Origin of the sequence: Stutzerimonas kunmingensis, from assembly GCF_021432085.1 — a bacterium.
GTDB lineage: Bacteria > Pseudomonadota > Gammaproteobacteria > Pseudomonadales > Pseudomonadaceae > Stutzerimonas.
In genome coordinates this window covers 4672232-4684645 of the sequence record NZ_CP090366.1, presented here as the reverse complement: position 1 = coordinate 4684645, position 12414 = coordinate 4672232, and the positions used below count along the sequence as shown (strand labels likewise).

The 12414-nt window shown below is 64.6% G+C and carries 11 protein-coding genes; 4 read left to right on the top strand and 7 right to left on the bottom strand.

The window, feature by feature from the left end:
- Nucleotides 1-25: 25 nt before the first annotated feature.
- Genes LW136_RS22315 through prlC form a run of 3 tightly spaced genes read right to left on the bottom strand, consistent with a single transcriptional unit; the run spans nucleotide 26 to nucleotide 3137 of the window.
- Nucleotides 26-805, bottom strand: a complete 780-nt coding sequence (locus LW136_RS22315; protein ID WP_234174274.1) for a DUF1835 domain-containing protein — start codon at nucleotides 803-805, stop codon at nucleotides 26-28.
- Nucleotides 806-810: 5 nt separating this feature from the next.
- A complete protein-coding gene (locus LW136_RS22310; RefSeq protein ID WP_125897950.1) occupies nucleotides 811-1089 on the bottom strand; it encodes a YheV family putative zinc ribbon protein in 279 nt (92 codons plus the stop codon).
- Entirely contained in the window at nucleotides 1086-3137 is a 2052-nt protein-coding gene (gene prlC / locus LW136_RS22305; protein WP_234174272.1) for an oligopeptidase A, read from the bottom strand. The genes LW136_RS22310 and prlC overlap by 4 nt, the downstream gene beginning before the upstream one ends.
- Nucleotides 3138-3394: 257 nt before the next feature.
- Between prlC and LW136_RS22300 the strand changes: the two genes are divergently transcribed.
- Nucleotides 3395-3931, top strand: a complete 537-nt coding sequence (locus tag LW136_RS22300; RefSeq protein WP_234174270.1) for a gamma carbonic anhydrase family protein — start codon at nucleotides 3395-3397, stop codon at nucleotides 3929-3931.
- A gap of 6 nt (nucleotides 3932-3937) precedes the next feature.
- On the opposite strand, the gene LW136_RS22295 is transcribed toward LW136_RS22300, so the two are convergent.
- The gene (locus tag LW136_RS22295) at nucleotides 3938-4363 is read right to left on the bottom strand and encodes a VOC family protein (protein WP_044314221.1); all 426 of its coding nucleotides are present in this window, start codon (nucleotides 4361-4363) and stop codon (nucleotides 3938-3940) included.
- A 96-nt stretch (nucleotides 4364-4459) separates the two neighbouring features.
- On the opposite strand from LW136_RS22295, the gene LW136_RS22290 reads away from it, so the two are divergent.
- Nucleotides 4460-5443: a zinc-dependent alcohol dehydrogenase family protein gene (locus LW136_RS22290; protein WP_234174268.1), complete on the top strand. Its 984-nt coding sequence runs from the start codon at nucleotides 4460-4462 to the stop codon at nucleotides 5441-5443.
- 128 nt (nucleotides 5444-5571) lie between these two features.
- Here LW136_RS22290 and LW136_RS22285 read toward each other — a convergent pair whose 3' ends face one another.
- The 3 genes from LW136_RS22285 to LW136_RS22275 all read right to left on the bottom strand — a co-directional run bounded on the left by LW136_RS22285 (nucleotide 5572) and on the right by LW136_RS22275 (nucleotide 8285).
- Entirely contained in the window at nucleotides 5572-6345 is a 774-nt protein-coding gene (locus tag LW136_RS22285; protein WP_234174267.1) for a MetQ/NlpA family ABC transporter substrate-binding protein, read from the bottom strand.
- A gap of 255 nt (nucleotides 6346-6600) precedes the next feature.
- Entirely contained in the window at nucleotides 6601-7278 is a 678-nt protein-coding gene (locus tag LW136_RS22280) for a methionine ABC transporter permease (protein WP_014822197.1), read from the bottom strand.
- Entirely contained in the window at nucleotides 7278-8285 is a 1008-nt protein-coding gene (locus LW136_RS22275) for a methionine ABC transporter ATP-binding protein (RefSeq protein ID WP_234174265.1), read from the bottom strand. The genes LW136_RS22280 and LW136_RS22275 overlap by 1 nt, the downstream gene beginning before the upstream one ends.
- Before the next feature lie 264 nt (nucleotides 8286-8549).
- On the opposite strand from LW136_RS22275, the gene katE reads away from it, so the two are divergent.
- Nucleotides 8550-10685 (top strand): catalase HPII, encoded by a 2136-nt coding sequence (katE, locus tag LW136_RS22270; protein WP_234174263.1) that lies wholly within the window; start codon nucleotides 8550-8552, stop codon nucleotides 10683-10685.
- A gap of 202 nt (nucleotides 10686-10887) precedes the next feature.
- Nucleotides 10888-12375, top strand: a complete 1488-nt coding sequence (locus tag LW136_RS22265) for a DASS family sodium-coupled anion symporter (RefSeq protein ID WP_234174262.1) — start codon at nucleotides 10888-10890, stop codon at nucleotides 12373-12375.
- Nucleotides 12376-12414: the final 39 nt, after the last annotated feature.

The following is a 12414-nucleotide window of genomic DNA, read 5'->3' as shown; positions in this document are numbered from 1 at the left end:
AGTCTTGGCCGCGAAGTGAAGTCTTTCACCTCATGACTCGGCGCACCTGCAGATCACGGTAACCGGCTGTTGGATCGCCCTGTACCTCCAGACGCCCTGCGGCAGCCAGTACGCGGGCGCGCCAGTAGAGGAAGAAATCCGTGGGAAAGAAGCCGTCGCAATGGCCCATGACCTCGGCCATCGCACGCGCCAGCGGAGCGAATTCGTCGGGGCTGGCAGCGACCAGCGCCGCGTCGATCAGCCGATAGTCTTCGCCCCGAAACGCCCCCTCGAACCAGCGGCGAATGTCATGCGAGCTGGCGCACTGCTCGTGCCAGACCGCAGCGAGTTCAGCCTGGCGAGACGCGGGAACCGCCTGTGGGCTGTATAGCGCCGCCAGTGCCTCGGGCGAATGCATGGACACCGCCTTGCGCTGGCCGGCGCGGCTGTCTCCGGTGCCGCATGCGGCTTCGTGCAACCCGCAGCTGGAGCCCTGCAGCAGCGCGGCGATGCGAGCCAGCAACAGCTGTTCGGATGCGCTGTCGCCGTGCCAGACCGTTACGGCTGCAGCCTGTTTGGCTAGGTTGGCTAGCCAGAGTGCATCAGCCGCCAGCTCATCGGCGAACACCGGGCGTGGCGCCACCTCTGCGGGCCAGACCTGCTCCCAGAATGCGGCGCGAGCAGCGCAAGGCGCACGATCCACATCATTCAGCGGTCCGACAGCCAGGTCGTCGCGCAACACTCGCACCTGTGCCTCGGGCTCGAGCCTGGCCAGCAGCGCACGTACGCTGTCGCCGGCCAGGTCGCCGCAGGTCAGGTGCAGCACAGTGGCTACTCGGGCTTCTTCAACTTCGGATTAGGGAAAAACTGCACCGACTGCACCTGCGGGTTGGCCGGCTTGGGCTGGACCTTGTTGACTCGCGTGCCCAGCTCCATCGGTACGGACTGGCCCTGTGCATTGAGGGTGTCGGCGTAGCCGCAGTCGATGCATTCGCGGTGCGGCACACCGTCGATGTCCCACATCTTGATGCAGTCCGTACCGCTGCACGCGGGGCACACGGCCCCGGCGATGAAGCGCTTGGTGGTGACACGGGTTACTTCGTCGTTCATGCCGCGGCCTCCGCTACCAGCCCGAGGTGGCGCAGCAGGGCGTCGATAGACGGCTCGCGGCCTCGGAAATCGACGAACAGTACCATCGGCTCCTGGGAGCCGCCACGGGCCAGTATCGCCTCGCGGAAGGCGCGCCCGGTCTCGGAGTTGAACACGCCTTCTTCCTCGAAGCGCGAGAAGGCATCGGACGACAGCACCTCGGCCCACTTGTAGCTGTAGTAACCGGCCGCATAACCACCGGAAAAGATGTGCGCGAAGCTGTTGGGGAAGCGGTTGTAGGCCGGTGGGCGCATCACCGAGACCTCGTCGCGGATGTGCTCGAGTACCTGCAGCACGCTGCGACCGTCGCCATGGGTGGCGTGGAGTTCGAAGTCGAACAGGGAGAATTCAAGCTGGCGCGCCATCATCATGCCGGACTGGAAGTTCTTCGCCGCCAGCATCATGTCCAGTTTGTCCTGCGGCAGGCGCTCGCCGGTCTGGTAGTGGCCGGAGATGTGCGCCAGGCCTTCGGGGTCCCAGCACCAGTTCTCCATGAACTGGCTCGGCAGCTCCACGGCATCCCAGGCCACGCCATTGATGCCCGAGGCGCCGGCGTGTTCGACCTGGGTCAGCAGGTGGTGCAGGCCATGGCCGAATTCATGGAACAGCGTGGTGACCTCGTCATGAGTCAAGAGCGCAGGGCGCTCGCCCACCGGCGGGGTGAAGTTGCAAACCAGGTTGGCTACCGGCGTCTGCAGCGTGCCAGCGGCGGTACGGCGCTTGTCGCGGGCGCCATCCATCCAGGCGCCGCCGCGCTTGTTCGGCCGCGCATAGAGGTCGAAGAAGAAGCGCCCGACGTGCTGGCCGTTCTCGGTGATCTCGAACAGACGCACCTCGGGATGCCAGCCGTCGAAGCCTTCCAGCTCATGAATCTCGATGCCGTACAGGCGCTGGACGATGCAGAACAGCCCGGACAGCACCTTGTCGATCGGGAAGTAGGCGCGCAGTTCTTCCTGGTTCAGGCTGTAGCGCTGCTGGCGCAGCTTCTCGGCGTAGTAGCCGAGGTCCCAGCTCTGCAGATCGTCCAGACCCTGCTCGGCGGCGAAGGCGCGCAGTTCGGCCAGGTCACGTTCGGCGAACGGCTTGCTGCGTACCGCCAGGTCGCGCAGGAAGCTCAGCACCTGTCCGGTGGATTCGGCCATCTTGGTCGCCAGCGACAGTTCGGCGAAGTTGCCGTAGCCGAGCAGCACGGCCAGCTCATGGCGCAGCTCGAGGATCTCGGCCATTACCGGACCGTTGTCGAACTGCCCGGCGTTCGGGCCCTGGTCCGAGGCGCGGGTGCAGTAGGCGGTGTAGACCTCCTCGCGCAGGTCGCGGTTGTCGGCGTAGGTCATCACCGCGTAGTAGCTGGGGAATTCCAGGGTGATCAGCCAGCCGTCGAGGCCCTTGGCCTTGGCCGCCTCGGCCATCTGTGCCTTGGCCGAGTCGGTGATGCCGGCCAGCAGGCTTTCGTCGGTGATGTGGCGGGTCCAGGCCTGGGTCGCGTCCAGCAGCTGGTTGGAAAACTTGCTGCCGAGCTCGGCGAGCTTCATCTGGATGGCACCGAAGCGCTGCTGCTCCACCGGCGGCAGGTCGATACCGGACAAGCGGAAGTCACGCAGCGAATGCTCAAGGATGGTCTTTTGCGCCACTTCGAAGCCAGCCGCTGCGGGGTTTGCAGCCAGTGCCTGGTAGGCCTCGAACAGGTCGCGGTTCTGTCCGAGTTCGGTGTAGTAGGCCGACAGCTTGGGCAGGCAGGCCTCATAGGCGGTGCGCAATTCCGGGCTGTTGCACACGGAGTTGAGGTGACCGACCGGCCCCCAGGCACGGGCGAGGCGATCGTTCAGCTCGTCGAGGCCGACCACCAGGGTCTGCCAGTCCAGGCTCTCTGCCGGGCGGCTGAGCAGCTCCTGGATCGCCACGCGGTTGTCACCGAGGATGGTGTCGATGGCCGGTTCGACGTGCTCCGGGCGAATCTCGGAATAGGGCGGCAGGTCGAATTCTTGCAGCAGGGGATTGTTCGCGCTCACGGGGACACCTTGTGACGAAAGGGATTGCAGGCCGCTCACTGGAGCGAGGCTGGACAGGCCAGCACGCAGGCAGATGTCATAGATGGACGCGCTGCCGCGCTTTTTCAACGCCGGGCGACGAAACGCGCCGCCGGGCAAGCAGCCGGTAGTTAACTCTGACCACGCCAGGCGGCATGCTGCTCAGGCCTAGTTCAACGCGGCAATGCCGGCCATCTTAATTACAATCGGTCCTCCCCGCAGCCAAAGAGGTTTCTATCGTGGCGATACGCAGCTACCAAAACAGCACTCCGAAACTGGGCGAGCGCGTGTTCGTCGACGACTCCGCCGTGGTCATCGGCGATGTGGAAATCGGCGCCGACAGCTCGGTGTGGCCGCTCACGGTGATCCGCGGCGACATGCACCGCATCCGCATCGGCGCGCGCTCGAGCATCCAGGACGGCAGCGTGCTGCACATCACCCATGCCGGGCCGTACAACCCGGATGGCTTCCCGCTGACCATCGGCGACGAGGTCACCGTCGGCCACAAGGTCACGTTGCACGGCTGCACCCTGGGCAGCCGCATCCTGGTGGGCATGGGCTCGATCGTGATGGACGGCGCGGTGGTCGAGGATGAAGTGATTATCGGCGCCGGCAGCCTGGTGCCGCCGGGCAAGACGTTGGAAAGCGGCTATCTCTACGTTGGCAGCCCGGTAAAGCAGGCCCGTCCGCTGACCGAAAAGGAGCGCAGCTTCTTCAGTTACACCGCCGGCAACTACGTGAAGCTCAAGGATCAGCACATCGCTGAGCGCGGCTGATCCTGCTCACTTGGCGAACAGCTGACTCATGTCCTTGAACGCCTTGAACTCCAGCGCATTGCCGCAGGGGTCGAGCAGGAACATGGTCGCCTGTTCGCCGACCTGGCCCTGGAAGCGCACGTAGGGCTCGATGACGAAGCGCGTGCCGCGCGCCTTCAGCCGCTCTGCCAGTGCCTCCCATTGTTCCCAGCCAAGCACCACGCCGAAATGCGGCACCGGCACGTCGTGGCCGTCCACCGGGTTGCTGTGGGCCGCCTCCTGATGCGGCATCTTCGGCGCTTCGTGGATCACCAGCTGGTGGCCGAAGAAATCGAAATCCACCCAGTGTTCGCTGCTGCGGCCCTCGGCGCAGCCGAACGCCTCGCCGTAGAAGGTGCGGGCGGCGGCCAGATCGTGGACGGGAATGGCAAGGTGGAAGGGCGAAAGCGTCATAGATGGCACTCCTGAGCATGGGACGCTTCGAGTCTAGAGCCTTTTTCCACCGATCGGCCTACGCTCAGCACGACGGAGACGAAAGGAGGGACGTCGATGCGAGCCATGTTGCTGGAACAGATTGGCCAGCCGTTGCAGCTGCGCGAGCTGCCTGAGCCGCAACCGGGGCCCGGTGAGCTGCGGGTAAAAGTGCTGGCCTGCGGCGTGTGCCGCACCGACCTGCACGTGGTGGATGGCGAATTGCCGGAGGTGCCGCTGCCGATCATCCCGGGTCACGAGATTGTCGGCCGCGTCGATGCGCTGGGCGAAGGCGTCAGCGGCTTCGAGCTGGGCCAGCGGGTCGGCATTCCCTGGCTCGGGCATACCTGCGGCACCTGCAGCTACTGCCAGCACGCCGAGGAAAATCTCTGCGACGCGCCGCAGTTCACCGGTTATACGCGGCCCGGCGGCTACGCCGAATACGTGGTGGCCGATGCCCGCTTCGCCTTTGCCCTCGGCGAGGAGGGCGACCCAGTGGCGCTGGCGCCGCTGCTCTGTGCCGGGCTGATCGGCTGGCGTTCGCTGGTCAAGGCCGGTGATGGCAAGCGTCTCGGGCTGTACGGCTTCGGTGCCGCGGCGCATATCGTCATGCAGGTGGCGCGCTGGCAGGGGCGTGATGTCTACGCCTTCAGCCGCCCCGGTGACCTGGCGGCGCAGGACTTCGCCCGCTCGCTGGGCGCGGTCTGGGCCGGTGATTCGGGCGAGCTGCCGCCGGTGCCGCTGGATGCCGCGATCATCTATGCGCCGGCGGGTGAGCTGGTGCCGGCGGCTCTGCGCGCCGTGCGCAAGGGCGGCCGGGTGGTCTGCGCCGGCATCCACATGAGCGACATCCCGAGCTTTCCCTACGACATCCTCTGGCAGGAACGCGAGCTGGTTTCAGTGGCCAACCTGACCCGTCAGGACGGGCTGGACTTCTTCCCGGTCGCCGCGCAGGTCGGCATCCATACCGAAACCCATGCCTACCCGCTGGAGCAGGCCAACCAGGCGCTGGATGACCTGCGCCATGGACGTTTCCAAGGCGCGGCAGTGCTGGTGCCCTGAGGCGGCGTACAGCGTTCGCCGGTGCAAGATTTCGTGGGGTGGAAAACGGCGAAGCCTTTTCTGGATGGCGAATCCTCAAACGAAAAACCCCGCCGAGGCGGGGTTTGTTCAGGACAGAGCGGTCACGGTCAGAAGGCCGGAACGACGGCACCCTTGTACTTTTCCTGAATGAACTGACGCACTTCCTCGCTGTGCAGCGCGGCGGCCAGTTTCTGCATGGCGTCGCTGTCCTTGTTGTCCGGACGGGCGACCAGGATGTTCACGTAGGGCGAGTCGCTGCCCTCGATCACCAGGGCGTCCTGGGTCGGGTTCAGCTTGGCTTCCAGCGCATAGTTGGTGTTGATCAGCGCCAGGTCGACCTGGGTCAGCACGCGCGGCAGGGTCGCGGCTTCCAGTTCACGCACCTTGATGTTCTTCGGGTTCTCGGCAATGTCTTTCGGCGTGGCGGTGATGCCGGCGCCATCCTTCAGCGTGATCACGCCGGCCTTGGCCAGCAGCAGCAGGGCACGGCCGCCGTTGGTGGCGTCGTTGGGAATGACCACGGTGGCGCCACTGGGCAGCTCGTCCAGCGACTTGACCTTGCTCGAGTAGGCACCGAAGGGCTCGATGTGCACGCCGGCAACGCTGACCAGATCGGTGCCCTTGCCCTTGTTGAACTCATCCAGGTACGGCTGGTGCTGGAAGAAATTGGCGTCCAGGCGCTTCTCGGCAACCTGGATGTTCGGCTGCACGTAGTCGGTGAAGACTTTCACGTTCAGCTCGACGCCCTGCTCGGCCAGTTGCGGTTTGACGAACTCCAGCAGCTCGGCGTGCGGCACGGCGGTGGCGGCCACGGTCAGGGTTTCGGCGGCCTGTGCGGAAAATGCCGCGACGGTGGCCAGGGCGGCAATCAGTTTTTTCATCGTTCGGTTCCTTCGTAGGTAGATCAGGGTGCGAAGTTCGCTCGCCCTAGCAAGCCGTCGAAAAACTAGCTGCGTTGGCAATACTGCGTTAAAAACAGGCTCGGACTGCTCATTTAGAGTACTAAACTCCGCGTCCTCGCCTGTTTTGACTCGTTACACTCACCCTTCGGGCCAGCCTTCGGCTGTTACTCCCGCTGGTCGTTGCGCCTTGTCTTGCCTGCCTCGCCTACGTTTTTTCAACGGCCTGCTGATGGTTCATTTGCGCGAAAAATGGGTGACCAGCCGGTCGCCGACGCTTTGCAGCACCTGCACCAGCACCAGCAGCAGGACCACGGTGACCACCATTACGTCGGTTTGGAAACGCTGGTAGCCGAAGCGGATGGCCAAGTCGCCAAGGCCGCCGGCGCCCACCACACCGGCCATCGCGGTGTAGGACACCAGGGTGATGGCGGTGACGGTGATGGCGGCGATGATGCCCGGACGCGCTTCCGGCAGCAATGCGCTGAAGATGATCTGCCGGGTCGTCGCGCCCATGGCCTGGGTCGCCTCGATGATGCCGCGGTCCACCTCGCGCAGCGCGGTCTCCACCAAGCGGGCGAAGAACGGCGCAGCGCCCACCACCAGCGGCGGGATGGCACCGGCCACGCCCAGCGAGGTGCCGGTGATCAGCACGGTGAAGGGGATCATCACGATCAGCAGGATGATGAACGGCAGCGAGCGCAATACGTTGACCACGAATGACAGCGCGGCATACAGCGGCGCGTTTTCGAACAGCTGGCGCGGACCGCAGAGAAACAGCAGCACGCCCAGCGGCAGGCCAAGCAGGATGGTGAACAGCAGCGAGCCGCCGAGCATCAGCAGGGTGTCCAGCGTCGCCAGCCAGATCTCGTACCAGTCGACATTCCCTAACAAGGAGCTGAAAAGGGCTTCCATCAGCGCAATACCTCCACGTGCACGTCAGCGGCCTGCAGTTGTGCCATTGCTGCTGCCATGTCACCGCCGATCAGAGCCAGCGTGAGCTGGCCGTAGGGGGTGTCCTTGATGCGATCGATGCGCCCGGACAGGATGCTGTAGTCGACCCCGGTTTCACGGGCGACGGTGCCCAGCAGCGGCTTGTAGGTGGAGTCGCCCTGGAAGGTCAGGCGCAGGATGCGGCCCGGCACATGAGCGAAATCGTCGTGCAGCTCGCTTTCATCCATCGCCTCGTCTTCCAGCACGAAGCGCTGGGTGGTCGGGTGCTTGGGATGCAGGAACACTTCGGTGACCGGCCCCTGTTCGACGATGGCACCGGCATCCATCACCGCGACGCGGTCGCAGACGCGGCGGATGACGTCCATCTCATGGGTGATCAGCACGATGGTCAGCTTCAGTTCGCGATTGATCTCGGCCAGCAGCTGCAGCACCGAGGCGGTGGTCTGCGGATCGAGGGCACTGGTCGCCTCGTCGCAGAGCAGGATGCTCGGCTCGGTGGCCAGCGCACGGGCAATACCGACGCGCTGCTTCTGACCACCGGAGAGCTGCGCCGGATACTTGCGCGCGTGGTCCTTGAGGCCGACACGGTCGAGCAGGGCGGCGACGCGGGCGTCGATCTCACTGCGCGAGCGGATGCCGGCCAGGCGCAGCGGCATGGCGACGTTGTCGGCCACGGTCTTGGACATCAGCAGGTTGAAGTGCTGGAAGATCATCCCGACGCGCTGGCGGAAGCGCCGCAGGCCGTCGGCATCGAGCGCGGTGACATCTTCGCCGTTGACCAGGATGCGCCCGCCGGAGGGTTCCTCGAGGCGGTTGATCAGACGCAGCAGCGTGCTCTTGCCGGCGCCAGAATGGCCGATCAGGCCGAAGACTTCACCGGAGGCGATCTCCAGCTGCGTCGGCTGCAGGGCAGGGACGTCTCTGCCGCCGGTCCGATAGGTTTTGTGGACTAGATGGAATTCGATCACGGGCGAACCTTGTGGGTGCGGCGTTCGTTGCCGGGATATTCGGCGAAAGCCGGGCATTCTACCCGTTTGCCGGCGAGGTCGCTTGTCTGTGCCGCTGCGATTGAGCAAATGCATCGGGCTTATAGCCAAAGCAAATCGGTTCGGCCGGCAACCATGTAGCCGCTATAGGGGTCACTAACCGGTACGCCGTGAAATGATCACGCATCAGGTCCAGACCGTGGCCCGATCGTTCGCGGTTCAGCTCACCGCTAATGGAGGCCCATCATGACCGAAAAGACCCCTAAACAGAGCGAGCTGGCCGGCACCGATACCGTCGACCGTGCCAACCACAACGCCAAGCTCGACCAACTGGAAGAATTTCGCAGCGACGCCACCGGCGAGGCGCTGCGCACCAACCAGGGCGTAAAGATCGCTGACAACCAGAACACCCTCAAGGCCGGCGACCGTGGGCCCTCGCTGCTCGAAGACTTCATCATGCGCGAGAAGCTCACCCACTTTGACCACGAGCGCATCCCCGAGCGCATCGTGCATGCGCGTGGTTCGGCGGCGCACGGTGTGTTCGTCAGCTACGCCGACCACAGCTGGCTGACCAAGGCCTCGTTCCTCGCCGCCGAAGGCAAGGAAACCCCAGTCTTCACGCGCTTCTCCACCGTGCAGGGCTCGCGCGGCTCGGCAGACACCGTGCGCGACGTGCGCGGCTTCGCCACCAAGTTCTACACCGACGAGGGCAACTTCGATCTGGTCGGCAACAACATGCCAGTGTTCTTCATTCAGGACGCGATCAAGTTTCCGGACTTCGTGCACGCGGTGAAACCCGAGCCGCACAACGAGATCCCGCAGGCACAGTCGGCTCACGACAGCTTCTGGGACTTCGTCTCGCTGACCCCGGAATCGGCGCACATGGTGCTCTGGACCATGTCCGACCGCGCCCTGCCGCGTAGCTTCCGGGCGATGGAAGGCTTTGGCGTGCACACCTTCCGTCTGATCAACGCCGAGGGCGTTAGCCGCTTCGTCAAGTTTCACTGGAAGCCGGTCGCGGGCGCCTTCTCGCTGGTCTGGGACGAGACGCTGAAGATTGCCGGCAAGGACCCGGACTTCAATCGCCGCGACATGTGGGAGTCCATCGAGATGGGCGACTACTTCGAGTGGGAGCTGGGCGTGCAGGTGGTGGAAGAGGCCGACGAGCACAAGTTCGATTTCGACCTGCTCGACCCGACCAAGCTCATTCCCGAGGAGCTGGTGCCGGTGCAGAAGCTCGGCAAGATGACCCTCAACCGCAACCCGGACAACTTCTTCGCCGAGACCGAGCAGGCCGCCTTCCACATTGGCCACATCGTGCCGGGCATCGACTTCACCAATGACCCGCTGCTGCAGGGCCGGCTGTTTTCCTACACCGACACCCAGCTGCTGCGTCTCGGTGGGCCAAACTTCCACGAGATCCCGATCAACCGTCCGCTGTGTCCGTTCCACAACAATCAGCGCGACGCCTTCCATCGCCAGACCATCCACAAGGGTCGCGCCAATTACGAGCCCAACTCGATCGACAGCGGCTGGCCCAAGGAAACCCCGCCGGCGGCCCAGGGTGGCGGCTTCGAGAGCTATCCGGAGCGCGTCGAGGGCCACAAGATCCGCAACCGCAGCGAATCCTTCGGCGACCACTTCTCCCAGGCCACGCTGTTCTGGAACAGCATGAGCGCGCCGGAGAAGGAGCACATCATCGGCGCCTACACCTTCGAGCTGGGCAAGGTGGAGCGGGTGTTCATCCGCGAACGCCAGGTCAACGAGATCCTCGCCAATATCGACCTGGAGCTGGCCCGCCGTGTCGCCGAAAACCTGGGTCTGCCGGCGCCGAGCGCACCGACCGTGACGCCGAAGACGCCAACCCCGCAGGATTCGCCGGCGCTGAGCCTGATGAATCATGCACCGGGCAACATCAAGTCACGCAAGGTGGCCATCCTGGTAGCCAACGGCGTCGATGGTGCGGCGATCGATGCGTTCAAGGCCAAGCTGGCCTCGGAGGGCGCGCTGGCCAAGATCATCGGCCCGTCGCCGGCGCCGGTGAAAACGGCGGACGGAAAGATGCTACCAGTCGATGCCGCTATGGACGGTATGCCATCGGTGATGTTCGACGCCGTGTTCGTCCCCGGCGGCGCTGATGCGGCGGCGGCCATGGCCAAGTCCGGCGAGGCCAAGCACTACGTGCTGGAGGCCTACAAGCACCTGAAACCTATCGTCATGCTCGGTGCGGCGCGGCCGCTGCTGGCATCGCTGGGCCTGCAACCCGACAGCGGTCTGCTGGAGGGTGACGATGTGGACGGTGTGTTCGGCAACTTCGCCCAGGCGCTTGGCCAGCATCGGGTCTGGGCGCGCGAGGCCGCGGCGGAGGCCATCCCCGCCTGAGGTTTGCGCAAGGTTCGGCGCGGGCGCCAGCCCGCTCGAAACGTGCTGCGAACCATCGACCACAGAACGCCGGCGCATGCCGGCGTTCTGCTTTTTTTTACTTGGTTAACTCGCCGCAAAGGCCCGCAATAGACACAGGTCATGGTCTCGCTGATCTGGCTTGCCCATGCTGAAGGCGTCTGTCAGCGGATGGAGCCATACCATGAGCGATACCCCTAACGTAGCCCTTCGCCAAGGTCTGCTTGGCATCCCGATCGGTCTGTTGGTGGCCGTACTGGCGCTCATTGGCGTGCTGCTGATGCCACTGCCTGCCGACCTGTCCGTGGCCGGCCAGCGAGTGCTGGCGATCCTGGTGTTCGCGGTGGTGGTGTGGATCACCGAAGCGGTGTCCTATGAGGTCAGCGCGATCATGATCACCGCGCTGCTGGCGTTCCTCATCGGTACGGCGCCTACGCTGGAAAACCCCGAGGTCGTCTACGGCACCTCAAAGGCGATCGGCATGGGGCTTTCCGGCTTCGCCAATCCGGCATTGGCGCTGGTAGCCGGAGCCCTGTTCATCGCTGCGGCGATGACCCTGACCGGGCTCGACCGGCGCATTGCGCTGATGACCCTATCCAGGGTCGGCACCAGTTCGCGGCATATCCTCGGCGGCACACTGGTGGTCATCGTCCTGCTCAGCCTGGTGGTACCCAGCGCCACGGCGCGCGCCGCCTGCGTGGTGCCGATCATGCTTGGCATCATCACCGCATTCGGGATCGACAAGCGTTCGAACTTCGCCGCCGGCATGATGATCATCGTCGCCCAGGGCACCAGCATTTGGAACATCGGCATCCAGACCGCCGCGGCGCAAAACTTGCTGCTGGTGGGCTTCATGGACAAGCTGCTGGGTGAACGTGTCAGCTGGATCGACTGGCTCATCGCCGGCGCGCCCTGGGCCGTGCTGATGTCCTTCGTCCTGCTGGTCATCGTGCTCAAGCTACTGCCGCCGGAAACCGAGCGGATAGCCGGTGGCAAGGAAGCCGTGGCGCGCTCGCTCGCCGAACTCGGACCGATGACCTCGGCGCAGAAGCGCCTGCTCGCCGTGTCCATCGGGTTGCTGCTGTGCTGGGCCACCGAGGGCAAGTTGCACAGCTTCGACACCACCAGCACCACCTATGCCGGCCTGGTAATCCTGATGCTGCCGCGCATCGGCGTAATGAACTGGAAGGAGGTTCAGGCGCGGGTGCCTTGGGGCACGGTGATCGTCTTCGGTGTTGGTATCAGCCTCGGCACGGTATTGCTCACGACTCAGGCCGGACAGTGGCTGGGTGCGCAGGTGGTCGCTCACACCGGGCTTGGCGTGGTGGCGCCGCTCGGCATCTTCGCCATTCTCGGTGCCTTCCTCATCGTGATCCATCTGGGCTTTGCCAGTGCCACGGCGCTGACATCGGCGATGCTGCCGATCCTGATTTCGGTGTTGCTGAGCCTGCCGGGCGACTTCAGCCGGCTGGGGATGACCATGCTGCTCGGTTTCGTCGTCAGTTACGGCTTCATCCTGCCGATCAATGCACCGCAGAACATGGTTTGCCTGGGCACCGAGACCTTCAGCGCCCGGCAATTTGCCAAGGTCGGCGTGCTGGTAACGCTGATCGGCTATCTGAGCATGTTGCTGTTCGCGATGACCTGGTGGCGCTGGCTGGGTTGGATCTGAGCGGCACTACATTTTGGATCGACGCCTGGCAGCACTGAT

Coding starts and splice junctions, on each gene's coding strand:
- LW136_RS22310 (WP_125897950.1), bottom strand. CDS start 1,089: ATGAACGACGAAGTAACCCGTGTCACCACCAAGCGCTTCATCGCCGGG.
- LW136_RS22295 (WP_044314221.1), bottom strand. CDS start 4,363: ATGACGCTTTCGCCCTTCCACCTTGCCATTCCCGTCCACGATCTGGCC.
- LW136_RS22290 (WP_234174268.1), top strand. CDS start 4,460: ATGCGAGCCATGTTGCTGGAACAGATTGGCCAGCCGTTGCAGCTGCGC.
- LW136_RS22285 (WP_234174267.1), bottom strand. CDS start 6,345: ATGAAAAAACTGATTGCCGCCCTGGCCACCGTCGCGGCATTTTCCGCA.
- LW136_RS22280 (WP_014822197.1), bottom strand. CDS start 7,278: ATGGAAGCCCTTTTCAGCTCCTTGTTAGGGAATGTCGACTGGTACGAG.
- katE (WP_234174263.1), top strand. CDS start 8,550: ATGACCGAAAAGACCCCTAAACAGAGCGAGCTGGCCGGCACCGATACC.
- LW136_RS22265 (WP_234174262.1), top strand. CDS start 10,888: ATGAGCGATACCCCTAACGTAGCCCTTCGCCAAGGTCTGCTTGGCATC.